The 17,297-nt window shown below is 45.2% G+C and carries 13 protein-coding genes; 4 read left to right on the top strand and 9 right to left on the bottom strand.

Annotation, left to right across the window (positions count from 1 at the left end; genetic code table 11):
• Nucleotides 1-24: 24 nt before the first annotated feature.
• The 4 genes from ABMY42_RS04220 to ABMY42_RS04205 form a co-directional block, all read right to left on the bottom strand.
• On the bottom strand, nucleotides 25-1,350 hold the full coding sequence (locus ABMY42_RS04220; protein WP_050908417.1) for a DUF1501 domain-containing protein: 1,326 nt from the start codon (nucleotides 1,348-1,350) through the stop codon (nucleotides 25-27).
• A 9-nt stretch (nucleotides 1,351-1,359) separates the two neighbouring features.
• Nucleotides 1,360-2,922, bottom strand: coding sequence for a DUF1800 domain-containing protein (locus ABMY42_RS04215; RefSeq protein WP_349266027.1), 1,563 nt, complete (start codon nucleotides 2,920-2,922; stop codon nucleotides 1,360-1,362).
• Nucleotides 2,923-3,707: 785 nt separating this feature from the next.
• Nucleotides 3,708-4,970: a hydroxymethylglutaryl-CoA reductase gene (locus ABMY42_RS04210; RefSeq protein ID WP_045487503.1), complete on the bottom strand. Its 1,263-nt coding sequence runs from the start codon at nucleotides 4,968-4,970 to the stop codon at nucleotides 3,708-3,710.
• Nucleotides 4,971-5,511: 541 nt separating this feature from the next.
• Complete coding sequence (locus ABMY42_RS04205; RefSeq protein ID WP_050907005.1) at nucleotides 5,512-6,525, bottom strand: AraC family transcriptional regulator; 1,014 nt, start codon at nucleotides 6,523-6,525, stop codon at nucleotides 5,512-5,514.
• Nucleotides 6,526-6,685: 160 nt separating this feature from the next.
• On the opposite strand from ABMY42_RS04205, the gene ABMY42_RS04200 reads away from it, so the two are divergent.
• From ABMY42_RS04200 to ABMY42_RS04185, 4 genes are read left to right on the top strand one after another with little or no spacing between them, the layout of a single operon-like run.
• Nucleotides 6,686-7,807, top strand: a complete 1,122-nt coding sequence (locus ABMY42_RS04200; protein WP_050907004.1) for an HlyD family secretion protein — start codon at nucleotides 6,686-6,688, stop codon at nucleotides 7,805-7,807.
• Nucleotides 7,797-8,810 carry a DUF2955 domain-containing protein gene (locus ABMY42_RS04195; RefSeq protein WP_349266026.1) on the top strand — a complete coding sequence of 338 codons (1,014 nt, stop codon included), beginning with the start codon at nucleotides 7,797-7,799 and terminating at the stop codon, nucleotides 8,808-8,810. Before ABMY42_RS04200 ends, ABMY42_RS04195 begins: the two co-directional genes overlap by 11 nt.
• A gap of 29 nt (nucleotides 8,811-8,839) precedes the next feature.
• A complete protein-coding gene (locus ABMY42_RS04190; protein WP_349266025.1) occupies nucleotides 8,840-9,961 on the top strand; it encodes an AI-2E family transporter in 1,122 nt (373 codons plus the stop codon).
• The gene (locus tag ABMY42_RS04185) at nucleotides 9,958-10,614 is read left to right on the top strand and encodes an ion channel (protein ID WP_005446913.1); all 657 of its coding nucleotides are present in this window, start codon (nucleotides 9,958-9,960) and stop codon (nucleotides 10,612-10,614) included. The genes ABMY42_RS04190 and ABMY42_RS04185 overlap by 4 nt, the downstream gene beginning before the upstream one ends.
• Nucleotides 10,615-10,684: 70 nt before the next feature.
• Here ABMY42_RS04185 and manA read toward each other — a convergent pair whose 3' ends face one another.
• The 5 genes from manA to uhpT form a co-directional block, all read right to left on the bottom strand.
• Nucleotides 10,685-11,908, bottom strand: a complete 1,224-nt coding sequence (manA, locus tag ABMY42_RS04180) for a mannose-6-phosphate isomerase, class I (protein ID WP_349266024.1) — start codon at nucleotides 11,906-11,908, stop codon at nucleotides 10,685-10,687.
• Between the two features lie 118 nt (nucleotides 11,909-12,026).
• The gene (locus tag ABMY42_RS04175; protein WP_005435249.1) at nucleotides 12,027-13,367 is read right to left on the bottom strand and encodes an MFS transporter; all 1,341 of its coding nucleotides are present in this window, start codon (nucleotides 13,365-13,367) and stop codon (nucleotides 12,027-12,029) included.
• Nucleotides 13,368-13,372: 5 nt separating this feature from the next.
• Nucleotides 13,373-14,872 carry a signal transduction histidine-protein kinase/phosphatase UhpB gene (uhpB, locus tag ABMY42_RS04170; RefSeq protein WP_050918871.1) on the bottom strand — a complete coding sequence of 500 codons (1,500 nt, stop codon included), beginning with the start codon at nucleotides 14,870-14,872 and terminating at the stop codon, nucleotides 13,373-13,375.
• Entirely contained in the window at nucleotides 14,872-15,480 is a 609-nt protein-coding gene (uhpA, locus tag ABMY42_RS04165; protein WP_005446909.1) for a transcriptional regulator UhpA, read from the bottom strand. The genes uhpB and uhpA overlap by 1 nt, the downstream gene beginning before the upstream one ends.
• A 183-nt stretch (nucleotides 15,481-15,663) precedes the next feature.
• Nucleotides 15,664-17,061: a hexose-6-phosphate:phosphate antiporter gene (gene uhpT, locus ABMY42_RS04160; protein ID WP_005446907.1), complete on the bottom strand. Its 1,398-nt coding sequence runs from the start codon at nucleotides 17,059-17,061 to the stop codon at nucleotides 15,664-15,666.
• Nucleotides 17,062-17,297: the final 236 nt, after the last annotated feature.

Genomic DNA, 17,297 nt, shown 5'->3' with positions numbered 1-17,297 from the left:
TTTTTGCGTACTGGATTGCAGCAGCTATGACATAAAGCCAAGGTTAGAGGAAGGGAAGTTGCGTATATTTGGGAACACGTAATCCATTGCTGTCCCATCAGTAATGCCCATCCATTGAGCTAAGGTTGCACCTACTTGATCAGTGCCGATTCTTGGAATCAAACGCCCTTTAGAGTAATCATCTTCACCACCTAGTATCAATTCGGGCCAAGTTCCAATTGGTTGAGAACCATTTACCGCGCCTCCCATCACAAATTGATGTCCACCCCAGCCATGATCGGTACCATTGCCATTATTTGTCATGCGTCGCCCAAAGTCAGACATGGTAAATGTAGTGACATTGTCACGCATTCCAAGTGCGTCAATAGCGCGATACATAGCGAAAAGGTTAGTCGCCAAGTCTTCTAGCAATGCAGGATGTTTTGAAAGCTGTGAATCATGAACATCGTAACCAGTATGTTTAACAAAGAACACTTGTCGTTGTTGGTTTAATTGGCTCTGGCTTGCGATAAGCTTGTAAACCGTCTGCATCTGTTTCCCTAGCGTTGTAGAGGTAAAAAGTGGCGCATTGTCGACGTTATGCAGTTGCTCAGCTAACACACCACTCATAGTCATTGATTCATCCACCATGAGATTAAAATGCCCGCTGAATGGATTATCGGGAGAAGTGGCTAACAACTGGTCGTACACTTCTTTGTAAAGCGGGTTTCCAATCGCACTCAACTGGACGGCGCGGTCCTTTTTCAAAACTGTTTGCCTATGTTCAAGTGAGCGCAACCATAACGAGTCACCATGAACACTGTAGAGTGGAGTAATCTCAGACGTCCGTCCCATTATGTCGAGCATACGTCCTGCCCAACCAAGGTTTGAAAACGTATCCATACCGCCACGCATCAGAGTTTTAGTCTGCGAGTTGTGAGAAAAGAGTTGATCCGGTAAGGGCACTTCGCCAGACTCGATCATCTGCTTTGACATTGGCTGTTCAAGTACGCCACTGTTCAGAACGACCGTCGCATCGCCATTTTCAAAGACCTCCGTTAATCGTTCCAACTTAGGGTGCATCCCCAAAGGCACGTCATTTCCTCGATTATCTCTGGCGTTTAAGCCAATCGGAATGACGGTATTTTTTGCGACCGATAACTTACCGCGCACGCTGGCATATTGATCATAATGAAAGTCGGAGAGTGGCAAGAAGGTATTGATTGCATCGTTACCGCCATCCATATAAACACAGATCAAAGCACGGAAGTCATTGCTCGGTGTCGCTAGTGCGTAGCCTGATAAGCCGACAGAAGCAAAAGCACCCAAAGAAGCGGTACCTTTCATAAAGTTGCGTCGTGAGAGTTTCATAATCCGCTCCTAATCTTGAATGTAGAATTCGCTGCCCGAAATTGCTGTGAAAATCACTAAAGCAAGTTTGGTTTTCGGTACGTAACTGGTTTGGTAATTATCGAGCACCTCAATCATGAGTTGTTTTAGCTCTGGTGAAGCGGTTCCGGCAAAGAAACGCATGTCGACACGATCAACCAAAGCGTTATGGTCATCGAGGAGTTGATAAAGTTCATCCATATTGAGCGTGTAAGTCGATTCGGAACCTTTGCGCACGCTATAAAGCATGAAGTTCACCAGTTCGGTGTATACCGACCAATCAAACAGTTCATATTCCGGTGCAACTAAACCATTAAAGACAAAGTCTTTTGACGGCTGATAATCAGGAGAGTAGAAGTTGAACACGGATGGAGAGCGCAATGGTCCTTGATTCGCGATATTCATCAAGGATACTGCGTTGTCGTAACGTGCCGCTGTCAGAGTAAAACCAGCAGCGCGATGGAAATTAGTGATGACCAAGATTGGCTCTTTAACTTTAATTGGTTGGTTCGATGTCAATCCTCGCGCTTCGTCGTCGAGAAGAATCGCTTTAATTACCGCGCGCAAATCGCCTTTCACGCCCTTGCCATTGTTATTGAACGTACTAGCAACGCGAGCAATGTACTCTGGCGTTGGGTTTGAGGTGACAAATCGCTGAATGAGCAATTTAGAAACAAAAGGGGCGATGTTGTCATGAGCCATTAAGATATCAATGACAAGTTCGAGCTCTTCTTCTGCATTTAAACCAGCAGGGATAGTGGACCCAAGCACGACTTTCTTGTTGGTATCATGAAGGCTGTTTACCACTCGCATTGGTAACACAAAGTCGACATCCGACTTATTCCAGCCAGTTAGAGCTCGAGCGAGTTCTTGAATATCGTTTTGTGAATAGGTAGCAAGGGGTTGCCCGGTGTCATGATTAAACTTAACACTGCCATCGAGGTTGAGTTGATATAACCCAATAGTGAAGAGCTGCATCAGTTCGCGAGCAAAATTTTCGTCAGGTAGTGCGCCGGTTTTTGGGTTTTCTTTCGTACTCCCCATCATAGATAGGTAATTTCCCATTGCAGGGTGTTTAGCCGCTTTGAGCAACAAATCCTTATAGTTGCCAAACGCATTCTCAACGAGTAAGTCGTAATAGCTGACTAGTCCGGTTGGCTTGCTCGATAAGAAACCGCCATTTTTTGAGACCACCAGAATCTGACTTAATGCAAACGCCATTCTCTGACGCAGTTGATCTTCGGAGGTTAAAACAATTTGATACCAAGCGTTTTCTCTATTTGCTTGGGCTCCTTTGCTGAAAGGAGTGAAGTAAAGATCACTGTGATAGGTGGGTGGGAGAAGTATTTGTTCTGTAATCCACGTGTCATAACTGGTTTGGTTTATCTGGTCTATCAAAGCAGGAGTTGGACCAAATGTCGTTTGATATAAAAATCGTGCGGTCGCTTGGTCAGGGTCGTCTTCGTCAGCCGACACTGGTCCCACAAAGAACAGCAGCATGGCAACAAAGCCCAATACCCAACAAGAAATTTCATTTTGCTTCTGACGTTTCATCGTTAACTCTCTTACCCAAAGGAACGACTTAAATCCATTTAACGGGAGTAATGAAGCTCTTAATGAGCTAATTAATAAATTCAGTTAAATCAAGCAGCTGCAGAACGGATTATAGACGGTAAAAATCACTATCAAAGTTGTTAATTGCAGAAAATAGTCTTGCTGAAGGTTAATTTTTAATGAGAAAAAATAATAAGTGACTGAATAATCGGTGAGCAATGTGATGTGAGCCATCTCAAATAAAATATGAAACTTTTTTGAATTCATACTTTGAGAACGAGAACGTTTGAGTCAGGTTTGACCGAAAAGTGCAAATTGATATAACACTTAGTTGTGGTTTTATGAGCTTTTAAAGAAATTTTGAATAAGAAATGAAACCATCAAGCGTGACGAGTTAAACCGTTCACGAAAGATGAGGGTTTTATGTGCTCTGTGTATTTATACAGTAGTGCGCTGCAACCGTAGTTTCTTGGGTTTAATAATAGAAACCACTCTACGATGAGGATCTGTTGCTCTTTCGCGGTTAAATTTTGTTCGGATTGTACGCCTAGTCATTCTAAGCAAATATTCCTAAACAAAGCATAAAACGACTTTCGCCGGGAGCGACTAACCGAACCCTTCGGGCAGCGTTTGTTGGTCATTTGTATTGCGTTATCAACTTCTCGTGTAGGCTAGCTACACAGCAAAGTCTTTGCCTTGTAAAATTAACCAACAATTCGCTACAAAAATCAGTTCGAAAGGTTAACAGAGCCTAAAAAAGAGTGGTTTTATTGGATCTCGTGAGACTATTTTCTTGCTAGCTTATGGTGCGCGCGGGAGAAATGATCGGCACAGAAAGCACCAACAATAGAAAGCTCACCCGCTAAACACAGACCAGCTGCCACTTCTGCCAACGCTTTCGCTTTGCCATTTCCATGCAAGCCAAGTATATCCAAACACGCTTTCTGAGTTGGTAAGCCAGTACCGCCGCCAACAGTTCCAACCATGATGTTTGGTAAAGTTACGGAGGCATATAGATTGCCGTTAGAATCCACATCCATTCGAGTAATACCAACTGCTGATTCTGCAACGCAAGCCGCGTCTTGTCCGCATGCGATGTACAAAGCGGTGAGGGCATTAGCATAGTGCGCATTAATACCGATAGTGCCGCTTAGTAATCCACCGACCGTATTCATCTTGCCAAATTTCACCATGGCATCTGGTGTCGTGTGCAGGTATTTCTCAACCAATGCCGCAGGGATTGTAACCTCAGCGGATACTTTTTTACCGCGGACTGAACGCAACGTGTGTGCGTTGGCTTTTTTATCACCAGACAAGTTGCCATCTAGGTAAGCATCAACCGGAGTGACTGGACTGTGTTCAAGAATGTAATGGAAAACTTTGTGCGTCGCGATGGTCACCATGTTCTGACCAGACGCGTCGCCCGTCACGTATTCAAACACGAGGTAAACATGATTGCCCTCAATGTTAACGTTGATGTCTTTGAGTTTGCCGTGCGTAGTGGTTGATTCCGCTTCTTTACGGAAGATATCGTATTGAGTCACTACCCAACTGACGAACTGCGCGGCTTCTGCAAGTGATTGGAAGCCAAACACGGGAGTACGGCTCACACCTTCGCTGATCAACAGGGTACTCGCACCACCAGCAGCAGTAATTAAGTTTGCTCCGCGGTTGTAAGACGCCACCAATGCAGCTTCCGTTGTTGCAAGTGGTACTAAATAGTCGTCGCTTGCGTACAGACCGTTAATACGCAAAGGACCTGCAACACCAACAGGAACGTTTACCGTGCCAATAAAGTGCTCAATGTTGTTGGCGTATTGGTGGTAATGCGATTGCGTGAAAGGATCTAAGAGAAGATCTTTGTCTGTCATCGATTCCAGCACGTTCCAACGGCGTTGAATGTGCTTCTCCGTTAGACCTGCACTGAGGCAAAGTTTCTTTCCTGGCTTGTGGTATTTCGGTTCTAATGCCGATTGTACTTTTTCGCAGGTTCCATTCTCAGAAAGTGCAGAGCTTTTCCTTGCGCTGTCTAAATTTAATTTCGGCATACAAACGTTTCTTTATTCATTTGGTTTGGAATTGTAGTGATACAAAACGTGATTACAATCCCGTGTATACGTTTTGCAACAAAAGGCTGCTCAGCTTCAAATTGAACAATGCGCGGCTTGAGCGGAAGATTGCTTGATATCGATCAGATAACAAATAAGGAATACGATGGGGTATTAATATAACGCATTGAAAATACGGCATTATAAAGCATGCATAACGTCGACGTAGGAAGGTAAGAAACGGGCAAGTCGGTAAATTCTTCCTATTGTAAAGATTGTGCAAAGTGGATGAATTACTCTAATTTGAGACTTCAAAATGATTGGATTGAAATGTGTTTGAGTGGCGTAAAATGGTAAATAACTTGGTTTGCGCCACGGCATAATAGCCCCACGTTTTCAATTGAGGGTAACGTATGATTGTTTACTTTCGAGTTCAGGACGTAGAAGTGCTGTGTGATGAGATAGACCTCGCAACACTGATGCAAGCCAAGCTCAAGCAATTACCAAGTACCAAGCCTCAAATGGACTGAGCAGTATAACGTCACGAAGTGCTGGATGCGTTCAGCGCAATAGACTGTTTATACACTTTAGGAGATAACCCGGACACTCTTTTAAAGGCGCGCGAGAAGTGCGAAATACTGGTGTAGCCAAGTTGATTGGATATATAAGTGAGAGAGTGTCCTTCTTCCATCAATTCGCAAGAAACAGAGAACATCAATGACTCCTTAATATGTCGAAAAGAAGTCCCTTCATTCTTTAACTTTCTTTGAAAGGTTCGAACAGAATAGCTCAGCAATTGAGCCGCTTCTTCTATCGACAAATTACGCTCTCGCACATAAGGGCGCAGGAGTTCAAACACGCTATCGGTAAAACTCGTATGCCACTGAATCTGACTTGGTTCAGTGCCTAACTGTGAGTCTGATATTTGAATGGGTACGTTAAGAATGTCATCGGGAATGTAAACACCAGTCTTCTCTTGACCTACGAATATCTGGCACTGGCTAGGTACAACACTTTTTACGATGTCACTGTTGCTTCCTTGTAGGCGAACCTTGCTTGGATGCCAAGTGGTTTTGGTCAAAATGCTGATGAGTTCCGCGATGTAAATGACAGCAAATGCTTCAGACCAGTCCGCAATTTGTGTGTCTTTTTGTTCAGAGAAACGACAGAACCAAGCGTGACCATGATGGGTTTCGAAACAAACGTTACTGCCGGGGGAGTCTAAACTGAATACCTCATCAATGTGTTGCATTGATTCACCGATGGTTTGAAACGACACAAACTGATGCAGGACATTAGGTATAACGCGGCGGCGGAAGACCAACACTAATAAATCGGTAAATTTTGTAATGCCGAGTTGAGAAGAAGTTAAATGAATCAAACGCTTTATCGATTCAGATGGGATGTAGTCACTCTCGGTCTGGAATAAGTCCGCAGGCAAACCGGCATCACTGAGCAATTTGTGTTTGTCCAAGCCATAGTCAGCAAAGACCTCGACCAGAATACGAGCATAGTTAGTCTGAATAACGGGTAGATGAAATGTTTGATTTGGCATCAAGCGAATACTCCATGTATGCCCAAGTGACCTTCAACCAATCTTAGCGCATAACGCACGGTTTTTGATATAGCTCGCTATTTATTCTTCAATTAATGGCAGGTTGGACAGGACGGTATATTCTTAAAATGTTCTATCTATTCAATGGCAAGGGGATAACATGTCCGAGAACGAAAACGAGAAACAGCCAACGGAAGTGGCGGAAAACAAAGAGACGAATAAAAAAGACAAAGTAAAGACGGTCACCAACTATCTGCTTTTATTTATTGTTGTCATGCTCGGCTTCAGCATTGTGTCAGATCGCATCATTCCAGTGACCGACAATGCACGTGTTAAAGGTTATATCGTGCCAATCAAGCCCCAGGTTTCTGGCAATGTCCTCAATATTAATGTTCGTCCGAACCAACTTGTTGAAGAAGGCGATGAGCTCGCCGTTCTCGATAAATCTGACTATGAAATCGCGGTAAAGCAAGCCGAAGAGAATCTTGAAATCGCAGGGCAAAACGTTGGCGCGCAAACCGCATCAATCGCTTCGGCTCAAGCAAGGTTAACGTCTGCGATTGTTGAACGCCAAAACACTGAAGCGCAAGCCAACCGTGTACTTGCCATGGCAGAGAAAGGTGTGGTTTCTAAATCGGATGCAGACAAAGCCAGAGCATCATTGGCAACGGCGAGAGCAAACGTAGTAAATGCAGAAGCGGATCTTGAAAAAGCGAAACAACAACTTGGTGCAGAAGGTGAAGAAAATAGCCAAGTTAAAGCAGCATTGCTGGCACTTGAGCAAGCTCAACTGAATTTAGAACGTACTGTGATTCGTGCGCCAACTCAAGGCGGTGTTTCAAATTTCAGCTTGACCGAAGGTTTCTACGCTTCAGCAGGTCAGCCAATCATGACGTTTGTGTCGACAGAAGACATTTGGATTGAAGCGTACTTCCGTGAAAACAGTTTAGGCAACGTTAGCATTGGTGACGAAGTAGAAATCGCCCTCGATTTTGTTCCCGGCAAAGTCATCAAAGGTAAAGTGAGCAGCATCGACTGGGGTGTCGATTGGGGACAAAACCAACAAGCGGGTAAGCTGGCGCAAGCCAACCAACAAACAGGCTGGTTACGCCAAACGCAAATGTTACCAATCGCTATCGAGTTTGATCGTGAAGAGGTAAAAGGAATGCTACGTGTTGGCGGTCAAGCAGACGTGATTGTCTACAGCGGTGACAACTTCGTGTTCAACACCCTTGGCAAACTTTGGATTCGTCTACTGAGCGTACTGTCTTATGTCCGATAATCTGAGCATTGATAACGCAACTCAACGCCGGATTCTGCGCTTCACCATTGGTGTAGGTCTGGCGGTGTTTCTCGCTGCTTGGATTAATTGGCAACTGGCGTTTGTCGCGCCGGTATTTACCGCGAAGTTCTTGGTTGATAAGCCAAACTTTCACAGAGAGACGATTTACGAGTTGCTGCTGGCATTGATTGCCACCATGGGGTTGGGGTTGCTTCTTTCAGGAGGCATTACTCAGTACCCAATTGTTCTACTGATTGCCGTCGGTTTGATGATGGCATGGGGTTACTACTTGTTTACTGACCCCAAATGGAATCTGTTCGCGACCATTTTGTTGATTGCGGTGTTGATGTTGCCGTTTATGGCAATCAATAACCCTGCGATTTCTGTAGTGCTCGCGAGTGGCTTGGCAATTTCTGGTGCGGTATCGGTGGCGATTTTTGCTTTGGTTCATATTTATCTACCAGAGCCAAACAGTGAGTTTGCCGGTTATGCGGCTCCACCAATTGGTAAAGAACAACGTTGGCATGCGTCATTTCGAGCCATGTTGATTTCGTTTCCTGTGGTGTGCTTCTTCTTTGTCTTTCAGATTTCAGAAGCATTGCTCACCATGATGTTTGTCGCGTTGCTGTCTTTGATGATTACGTCAGAGAAGTCAGTCAAATTAAGCGCGTTTTTAATCATCAGTAACGGTATTGGCGGGATACTTGCCATCTCGGCGTTCTCGATACTCGCCATTGTGCCAAGCATATTCTTTTACACCGCCTTTATTGTGTTATTGGCGGTATTGATAGGGAAGAAGATTTACACCGTGCCAGAGAAGGCACCGATATTTACCACGGCGTTCAGTACCTTGCTTGTCTTAATCGGCAGCACGCTAATGAGCTCTGGTGATATCGACAGCAATACATTTATCCGAATCTTCCAATTGGTGTTGGTCGGGACGTACATGATCCTCGCATCACTCTTTTTGGAAACCCGACAATGGAAGTTTTTGCAAACATAACACTTAACAGACAGTGAAAAGGTAACGCTATGAAAGCTTCAAATGATTTCTCTAAACAGGCGATAGACGCCGCTATCAAGATCGGAGCCGTAGCGTTACTGATCTGGTGGTGTTTCTCTATCCTCAGTCCATTCATTATGTTGGTCGTGTGGGGCGGTATTATTGCCATCGCGCTCTACCCAGTCATGATGTCCCTTCATAATCGCTTAGGTATTTCAAAAGGTAAGGCGAGTGCGCTCCTCAGTACTATCGGTGTGCTGTTACTTTTAATCCCACTTATCGCGCTCTCATCTGGTCTTTATACCAGTGGTACCGAGGTCGTCACTGGGTTGCAAGACGGCACCTTAGTTGTACCTAAGCCACAAGAAAGCTTAAAAGAGATCCCTGTCGTGGGCGACAAAATGTTCGTTGCGATTAACTATGCATCGACCAACATGGAAGGCTTCTTGGTTAAGTATGGCGAACAAGTGAAAGGCTTCCTTTCTCAAGCTGCATCTATTGTTGGCTCGGTAAGTGGTGGTTTCATCCAGTTCATCATTTCGACCATGATTGCAGGTGCGTTCATGAGCAATGCTGAAGTTTGCCAAAAAGGTTTTACCAAGCTAGCAGACCGCCTTACCAACAAGAAAGGCGAAGCGTTGATTGATCTTTCAAAATCGACCGTTCGCAGTGTCGTCCAAGGTGTGATTGGCGTTGCACTGATTCAATCTGTCATGGCGGGTGTTGGTATGGTCGCAGTTGGCGTTCCTGCTGCTGCGCTTTGGATGGTTGCTGTGATTCTGATTGCGATTGTTCAGTTGCCGCCGATTCTGGCATTGATTCCTGCGATTATTTACGTGTTTAGCGTCGAATCAACACTGGTTGCTGGCATCTTCTTAGTTTGGTGTATTTTGGTGAGCGCGAGTGATGCGGTACTGAAACCAGTGCTTCTAAGCCGTGGCTCTGACACACCGATGCTTGTAACACTGTTGGGTGCACTGGGTGGTATGGCAATGTCTGGTATCGTAGGTCTGTTTGTTGGTGCCGTGGTATTGAGCCTGACTTACCAGTTGATGGTGAACTGGTTAGATGAAGATGACACTGACGCAAACAAAGCACTGAGTATTGACCAAAAAGCGAAGGAGGAAGACAAAGCAGAGGTGGCATCATGAAACCGATGACCAGGGAAGATAACTTTTACTTTTTGTTCTTTGCACTTATTGCGTTGTTTTTTGGCTGTGCCGTGATGCATCAGTTTTATCCAGATGGGCAGGAATTTGTTCTTGCTCTTTTGGTGGTGACGCTAGGCGCTTCGATTGCAGGCATCAACAAGAAGAACAAATCCAATCGTACATGGTATGGCGTGTTACTGATTGTGGCCGTCATCTCCTATGGTATGTCGTTTTTAGAGCATTTAGATCTGTCCATTTTGACGCTAGGTGCATTACTGGTTTTCTTGTTTTCACATATATACTCGGCGCTAAAGCAGGTGGTTTTGACCAAGTCGGTCACGACAAACCACATCATCGGTTCGATTTGTATCTATCTGCTACTGGGGCTTGCGTGGGCGGTGATTTACTTGTTGGTGTTGGAGTTTTTCCCAAGCTCTTTCACTGGATTAGAAGCAAAACCTTGGCTGTCGAACTTGTTTAATGCTTTGTACTTTAGCTTTATCACATTAACGACAGTGGGCTATGGTGACATTTCACCAACGGTTCCAGTGGCTCAATTCTTCGTTTTCTTTGAAGCGATAGTCGGGAGCTTTTACTTAGCCATCATGGTGGCAAGTCTGGTGAGTATTCGTTTGGCTCAAGCACAGAGTTAGCAAACAAATGAATGGTCTGAATGGCGGAGCGGAAAAGTCTCCGCCATTTTTATTTTAAGAGAAAATGAACTTAGCCATTAAATGCACGAGCAACGCGACCTTCACAACGGATTGTGTAGCTGCCCACATAAGCAGGAATGAAAGCCGATTGCCCTTTACCAAGCACTAAGGTTTCGCCGCTTTTTGCAAGAAGCGTTACGTCTGCATCGATCGGCATTAAGATTTCCGCACTGCTCATCTCAACTTGTTGATCTTTTGGCTCTTGGAACACAGAGAATTTGAAGTCTTGTACAGGAACAGGAAAGTGATGCTCACACCCTTTGATTTCTGCTTTGGTTAGCAGCGTGTTCATCGGTTTTGGAATAAAGTCGGTACACTTAACCAGTTCTTCCACATCCATGTGTTTTGGTGTTAAACCAGCGCGAAGTACGTTGTCTGAGTTCGCCATGATTTCCAGACCAGTACCTTTAATGTACGCGTGAGGCGTTCTTGCGCTTAAGAACATGGCTTCACCGGGTTTTAACGTAATAACATTCAGCAGTAATGGGGCAAACAAACCCACGTCATTCGGGTACTGAGCAGCAAGGTCTAAAATCAATTCGCACACAGGGCGTACTTGGTTGGCTGCTGCGTAACTTAATAAGTGATCCACTGCGTTAACCTTGCGTGCTTCTTCCATGGAAAGAATCTCTACGAAGAACTGACACAACCCATCTTGGTTGGGATTGAGCTCAAACTGTTCTAGGTAGCCGTTGATTTCAGGAATGTCACACAGGCGGAACTCAGCGATGATTTCATCAAACGGACGAAAGCCGTTCATTGCTTGATATTCCGTTAGGGCGTAAACCAGTTCTGGCTTGTGGTTGGCATCTTTGTAATTCCGATTGAATGCACTCAGCGGTACAGCTAACTCTTGTTCTTTTGCATAACCGATCTCAGCATCTTGCTTGTTTGGGTGCACTTGAATTGACAAGGCTTTATTTGCTGCAAGAATCTTGAATAGGAAAGGTAGGTCACCAAAGGCGTCTGCCGTGCTTTGGGATAGAAACGCTGACGGATCTTGTTTGATCAATTCTGATAATGAAACCATTGTACTCGAAGCGGCAGTACTTCCTTGTTTAACGATAGAGCAACCATTCGGATGCGTACCCATCCAAACCTCGGCTTGAGGTTGTTGAGCTTCGTTAGCAAAGCCAAATAAATCGTGGATAGCCGTGCGGCTTCCCCAGTCGTAGTTTTGGATCTTATTGTCCATTTTAAAGAAGCATTTTGATGAAATAGTATTCGAATTCATGAATTTTACCCGTAGAAAACCCTCCGAACTGAATCGGAAGCAAAAAATAGTGGAGATTGGGCGGGTGAGTGGTTAACTCACCCTAAGAGGTGTAGAAGTCGCTTCTACAATCAGGTGTCTACAACCTAAGCTTGGGAGCGAGCGGCTTTCTTGAAGGTTGAGCCTGCAAGAACGGTAACAACAGCAAGCCAATAACGGCTGCGCATACCGAGATGGTGATAAAGAATCCAGTCCAGCTGTATTCTTCAAGAATCAATGCCAATGGGTAGCCAGAAAGTGCGGCACCCATGTAGGCAAACAAACCAACAAAGCCCGTTGCTGCACCAGCGGAATCTTTGTGTGAACATTCCGCTGCTGCCATTCCAATCAACATTTGTGGACCAAATACGAAGAAACCAATCGAGAATAACCCAGCAGCTTGGAATGCGAAGTTGGTTAATGGCATCAACCACAGTGCTGCGACAGATAGGAATATGCCTGCGGCAAACAAGAGGTTCATTGGACCTCGGTTACCACCGAACAGTTTATCCGATCCCCAACCAGCCACTAGAGAACCAACAAAGCCACCGATTTCAAACATCGACAATGCTGCGTTGGCATTGATTAAACTGTAGTGGTGTTGTTCTGTCAGGTACAAATTCCCCCAGTCATTGATGGCGGTGCGCACGATGTAAACCAGTACATAGCTAAATGCGAGCAACCAAATGTACTTGTTGTTGAACACGTATTGTTTGAGGATTTCTTTATAACTCAGACCTTGCCCGTGATTTTCTTGCGCGAGTTCTAACTTGTCATCACGCCATTGACCAACCGTTGGCAGTCCTTGAGTGGTCGGTTTATCGCGCAAGCGCCAACAAACAATGACACCAAGAATGACGCCGATAACGCCCGGTACGATAAAGCCTTCTCGCCAGCTGTAATGGAATGTAAGAAATCCAACGAGTAGGGGAATTAAAGCGCCGCCTACGTTATGGGCGGTGTTCCAAATTGCCCACAAGAAACCACGTTCTGAGCGCGAATACCAAGTCGTAAGTAACTTAGAGCACGAAGGCCAACCCCAACCTTGGAACCAAGCGTTCATCACCCAAAGTGCAGCGAGTGCAACCAAAGAGCTAGAGAAGCCAAACGCAATATTGATAAGACCCGTCGCGATTAAACCGACACCCATGAAAAAGCGAGGGTTAGAACGGTCAGAAATGGTGCCCGAGATAAACTTCGATAAACCATAGGTGATGTAGAAAAGCGTACCAATCATACCGATATCGGCTTTATCTAAACCTAAATCAGCAATCATCGCGGGAGCAGCGTAGTTAAACGTTTTACGAGTGAAGTAAAAGCCGGCATAACCAAGATACATACCCAGCATGATGTGCAGACGCCAATAGCGATAGCGTTCATCCACTTGGTCTTTGCTAAGGGGAGCTTGGTTGTAGCTCGGAGACTGAAATAATCCAAACATGCTCGTTACACCTTAGGTAATGTGATGGCGATTTGTGTGCCATCCACATGATCGTTCAAAGAGTAGATATACATTTTGCCGCCAAGTGCTTGCACGCGTTCTTGCATGCCGCGAACGCCCATGCCTTTCATGCAGTCTTCGGTTTTGAAACCAATGCCGTTGTCTGCGATGTTCAACGAAATGTTCTCATCAATAGAGAGCTCGATAACGATAGACGTCGCATTCGCGTATTTAGCTGCGTTGTTTAACGCTTCTTGGCATAAACGGAATAGGGTGACTTTTAGCGTGTCGCCTAAAGACTCATAGTCACCTTGCCAATCAAGCACAACGCGAGTGCCATGATTGTCGAACTCCATTTCACGGGTTAACTGGTGAACGGAGTCTTTTAAATCCAGATCGTCGAGCATTTTCGGACGCAGTTTGCTCAGCAGATGTTTGGTCGTGTCATAAACATTGAGTGATAGGTTTTCGATCATATCGGCACAGCGTGTGTTCATTTCAGCGTTATCGACCCGCTTAATGATGCTCGCTTGGGTACGGATCGCTGTGATGTTCTGACCAATTTCATCGTGCAGTTCTCTTGCCACGTCACGACGCACCGACTCTTCCGCTTGGATGAGCTGTCGAGACAAGGTTTGGTTTCTCGATAATTCGCCACGAAGCTTTTGGTTAAGATCTTTTTGTTTCTGCACCGCTAAACCGAGCATGATGCCAGTTAAGGTTTGTGCCGAAAGGGACAACAGAAGGTCCGTGATTTCCAGATTCGAAACACCGCTTCGCGCAGCAATCAGCGCGATACTATTTAACATGGTCGCAAGCAGTGCACCTTGCCAGCCGTAGCGTAGCGCAAGCACAATGATTGGGATTGCCATGCAGAAAGGCGCGAAGCGTTTTAACTCATCCGGCAGGCTGGTTTGAACCAAAATGCTGGCAATCAACAACACACTATAAAGCAGAATATGACGAACTTTGAACTGAACTTCGTTGGCTAACAAATTCGAGGTCAGCGGTGACCAAGGGCTTTGGAAGAGATAGTTCCAAAGCAAATAGCACATTGGCAGAACTAACAAACCGCCAGCAATGCTAGCTAACCATGCCATGTAGACAGATTGGACATGATAACCAACCGCTAGTACGTTAATACAAGACGTCACGAGCAACACGACCGCCATAACCGCTAAATGCTGGTTCTGATCGCCTTTGTAATAACGCTTAGCAAGGTAAACAACCGGCATACTCAGGAAACTGGCAACCAACACCATTAGCCATTGCGGCTGTTCAAGAAGTAGAGCAAGAGCAACGGTCAATCCCCATTCGGCGAGATAAATCGTTGCCCAATACTTTGTGCGCGTGTGTAGTGTTAGACCCAAACGCAACGCGAAGGGGAACAACAAGATCGCAAGCTCTGCATCGTTCACAAAGTAATAAGCGATCACCCACAGACAGAACCACGAGCATCCTGTCATGAATAAACCGCAAATGGAGGTGATGGTGTAGCTACGCATTAAAACGACTCTTGCGAGAACAGTTTGGCGAGCTCAACGTTGTTCTTCACGCCAAGCTTATCCATGGCGTTTGCACGGTGAACGTGAACGGTTTTATGGCTTAAGCCAAGCTCAGTGGCGATTGATTTCACATCTAAACCACGAGCCAATAATTGGCACACTTCGTTTTCTCTGCGAGTCAGTTGAGTCAGCGTTGCCGCTTTGTCACTTGGTGTCGCGAGCTTCAACGCAATATCAGGCGTTAAATAACAACCGCCCAAAGCACTGGTTCGTACGGCTTGAATCAACTCGTCAGGACTACAACGTTTACTTAGGTAACCTTTTGCGCCGAGTTTAAGTGACTTTTCAACCATTGCGGGAGAGTCGTGCACGCTAAGCATGACACAAGCAATGCCTGAAGGGATTTCGGAGAGTAGGGTAAGCCCACTTTCGTCTGCCATCGAGATATCTAGGATAACTACACTTGGCTTGCACGCAGGTAATCCCACTCGAGCTTCTGCTACCGAGCTAAATTCACCTACAACATTCATGTCTGGCTCAAGGCTCAACAACTGAGCAAATCCAGAACGAACAATGACATGGTCATCAACAAGCGCTACGTTAATCATCTTAAATACCAAACTTCAGCAATACACAAACGAAAATGAGCTCAATACCAATCGGCGCTAGATAGGAGACAATCCTTTGGCACCTTTGATATAGAGAGCTCAATAAAAACCTACTATGATACTAAATTGACCAAGTTTATTTAATGATCTAGCGCGCTTTGACTAGCAAAGCGCGCTGTTTGATTAAGCTTGGTTTTCTGCGAGTTCAAGCTTCTTCTTGTTTTGACGAATCTTTTTCTCTTCTGCAATAGCAACGAAAGCAAGCAAAACAATACAAATCATTGCTGAGGTATCTAGGGCAGCGAACGTGCCTTTCCAACCTGTAAGACCAAAGATTGGTGTGCCATCTGCAATCATACCAAGACCCAATTTCGCGAAGCTGTCACCAATTAGGTAAGCGAATGTGCCTTTTACGCCATCTGCCACACTGATTGCTTTTTTAGGAACAAAGCCAACCGCAGCAACACCGATAAGTAGTTGAGGACCAAACACAAGGAAGCCAAGAACAAATAGGGACGCTAGGTACATGAACTCACTGGTTGCGTGTTGGTAGAACTCAAGTGATACGATGATCAAACCCAAAGAAACACAAGCCACTAGCGCACGGCGACCATTCGCAAGGTCAGATAAGTAACCCCACATCAATGTGCCGACTAACGCACCCACTTCGAATAGGGTGAAGCCAGAGATTGCTGCTTCTTTTGATAGACCAAGTTCTTGGTATGCGTAAACCGTTGACCATTGGTCGATACCGATACGCACGATGTAAAGGAAGATGTTTGCGAAGCAAAGTAGCCAGATCACTTTGTTTTTCAGAACGTATTCCACAAAGATCTCTTTCTTAGTCATTTGATTGCCTTCAGCCGCTTCGTCTTCTTCGCTGACTGCTTCATCAAATAGCTCTTCTACTTTACCTAGACCGTAAGCCTCAGGAGAGTCGTTACCATAGCGCATACCGATGAAACCAACGATGATCGCAATGATAGAAGGGAACACGAACATGCCGATCACGTGACCGTCAAACAAGTAGTTAGCACCAAACAGAGCCACACCTGCAGCACCCGCACCACCTACGTTGTGAGACATGTTCCAAAGACCTAGGTAAGAACCTCGTTTGTTACGCGGTGTCCACTTAGTGATGGTCGAGTAACTAGAAGGACCACCAGTACTTTGGAAGAAACCACTTAGTGCGTAAAACGCTACCATCAAGAACAAGCTCGCGCTGCCACCGCCCATGCTGAAACTGAAACCAAGCATTGCCAGACCAGAAAGGATAAGCATGAAAGGAAGGAACTGCTTGGTGTTTTTACCATCGGCATAGTAGGAAACCACGGTCTTACCGATACCGTAAGTAATCGAGAAACCGAGACCAATCAAACCTAGATCTGTCATCGACAAACCGTAAGTAGAAATCATGTCGTTTTGTGCGACGTTGAAGTTTTTACGGATCAGGTACATCGTCAAATAGCCAATAAATACCACTAGGTAAGATTGGATAAATGGTTTGAACCACATTTTTCTACGCGCTTCGACTGGAAGGTCTAGGGTAGGCTTCCGGACTTGTTCAAGGAATTTTAACATCGTGAACTCTCTTGTATTAGTGTGATGCACTTGCGTGCTCGCTTTCTTTTAACTGCTGGCGATTGTAGAGAGTCCTCTTTTTAACTACATGAGAGGAGGGCTTAGATCGACTAGGAAAAATTCCTAGAAAACGATTGCTGATTAAGAAAGCGTGAAAATCATCACATTCATAGAAGTATAAATAGCGCTTTAAATAGTGCTTTAAAAGTGAATAGAACGTATCTGTGGCGTGAATT

The organism is Vibrio sp. SSH13-20 (assembly GCF_040104475.1).
Classification (GTDB): Bacteria; Pseudomonadota; Gammaproteobacteria; order Enterobacterales; family Vibrionaceae; genus Vibrio; species Vibrio harveyi.
The sequence above is the reverse complement of the archived record's forward strand: the minus strand, read 5'-3'. Positions and strand labels throughout refer to the sequence as shown.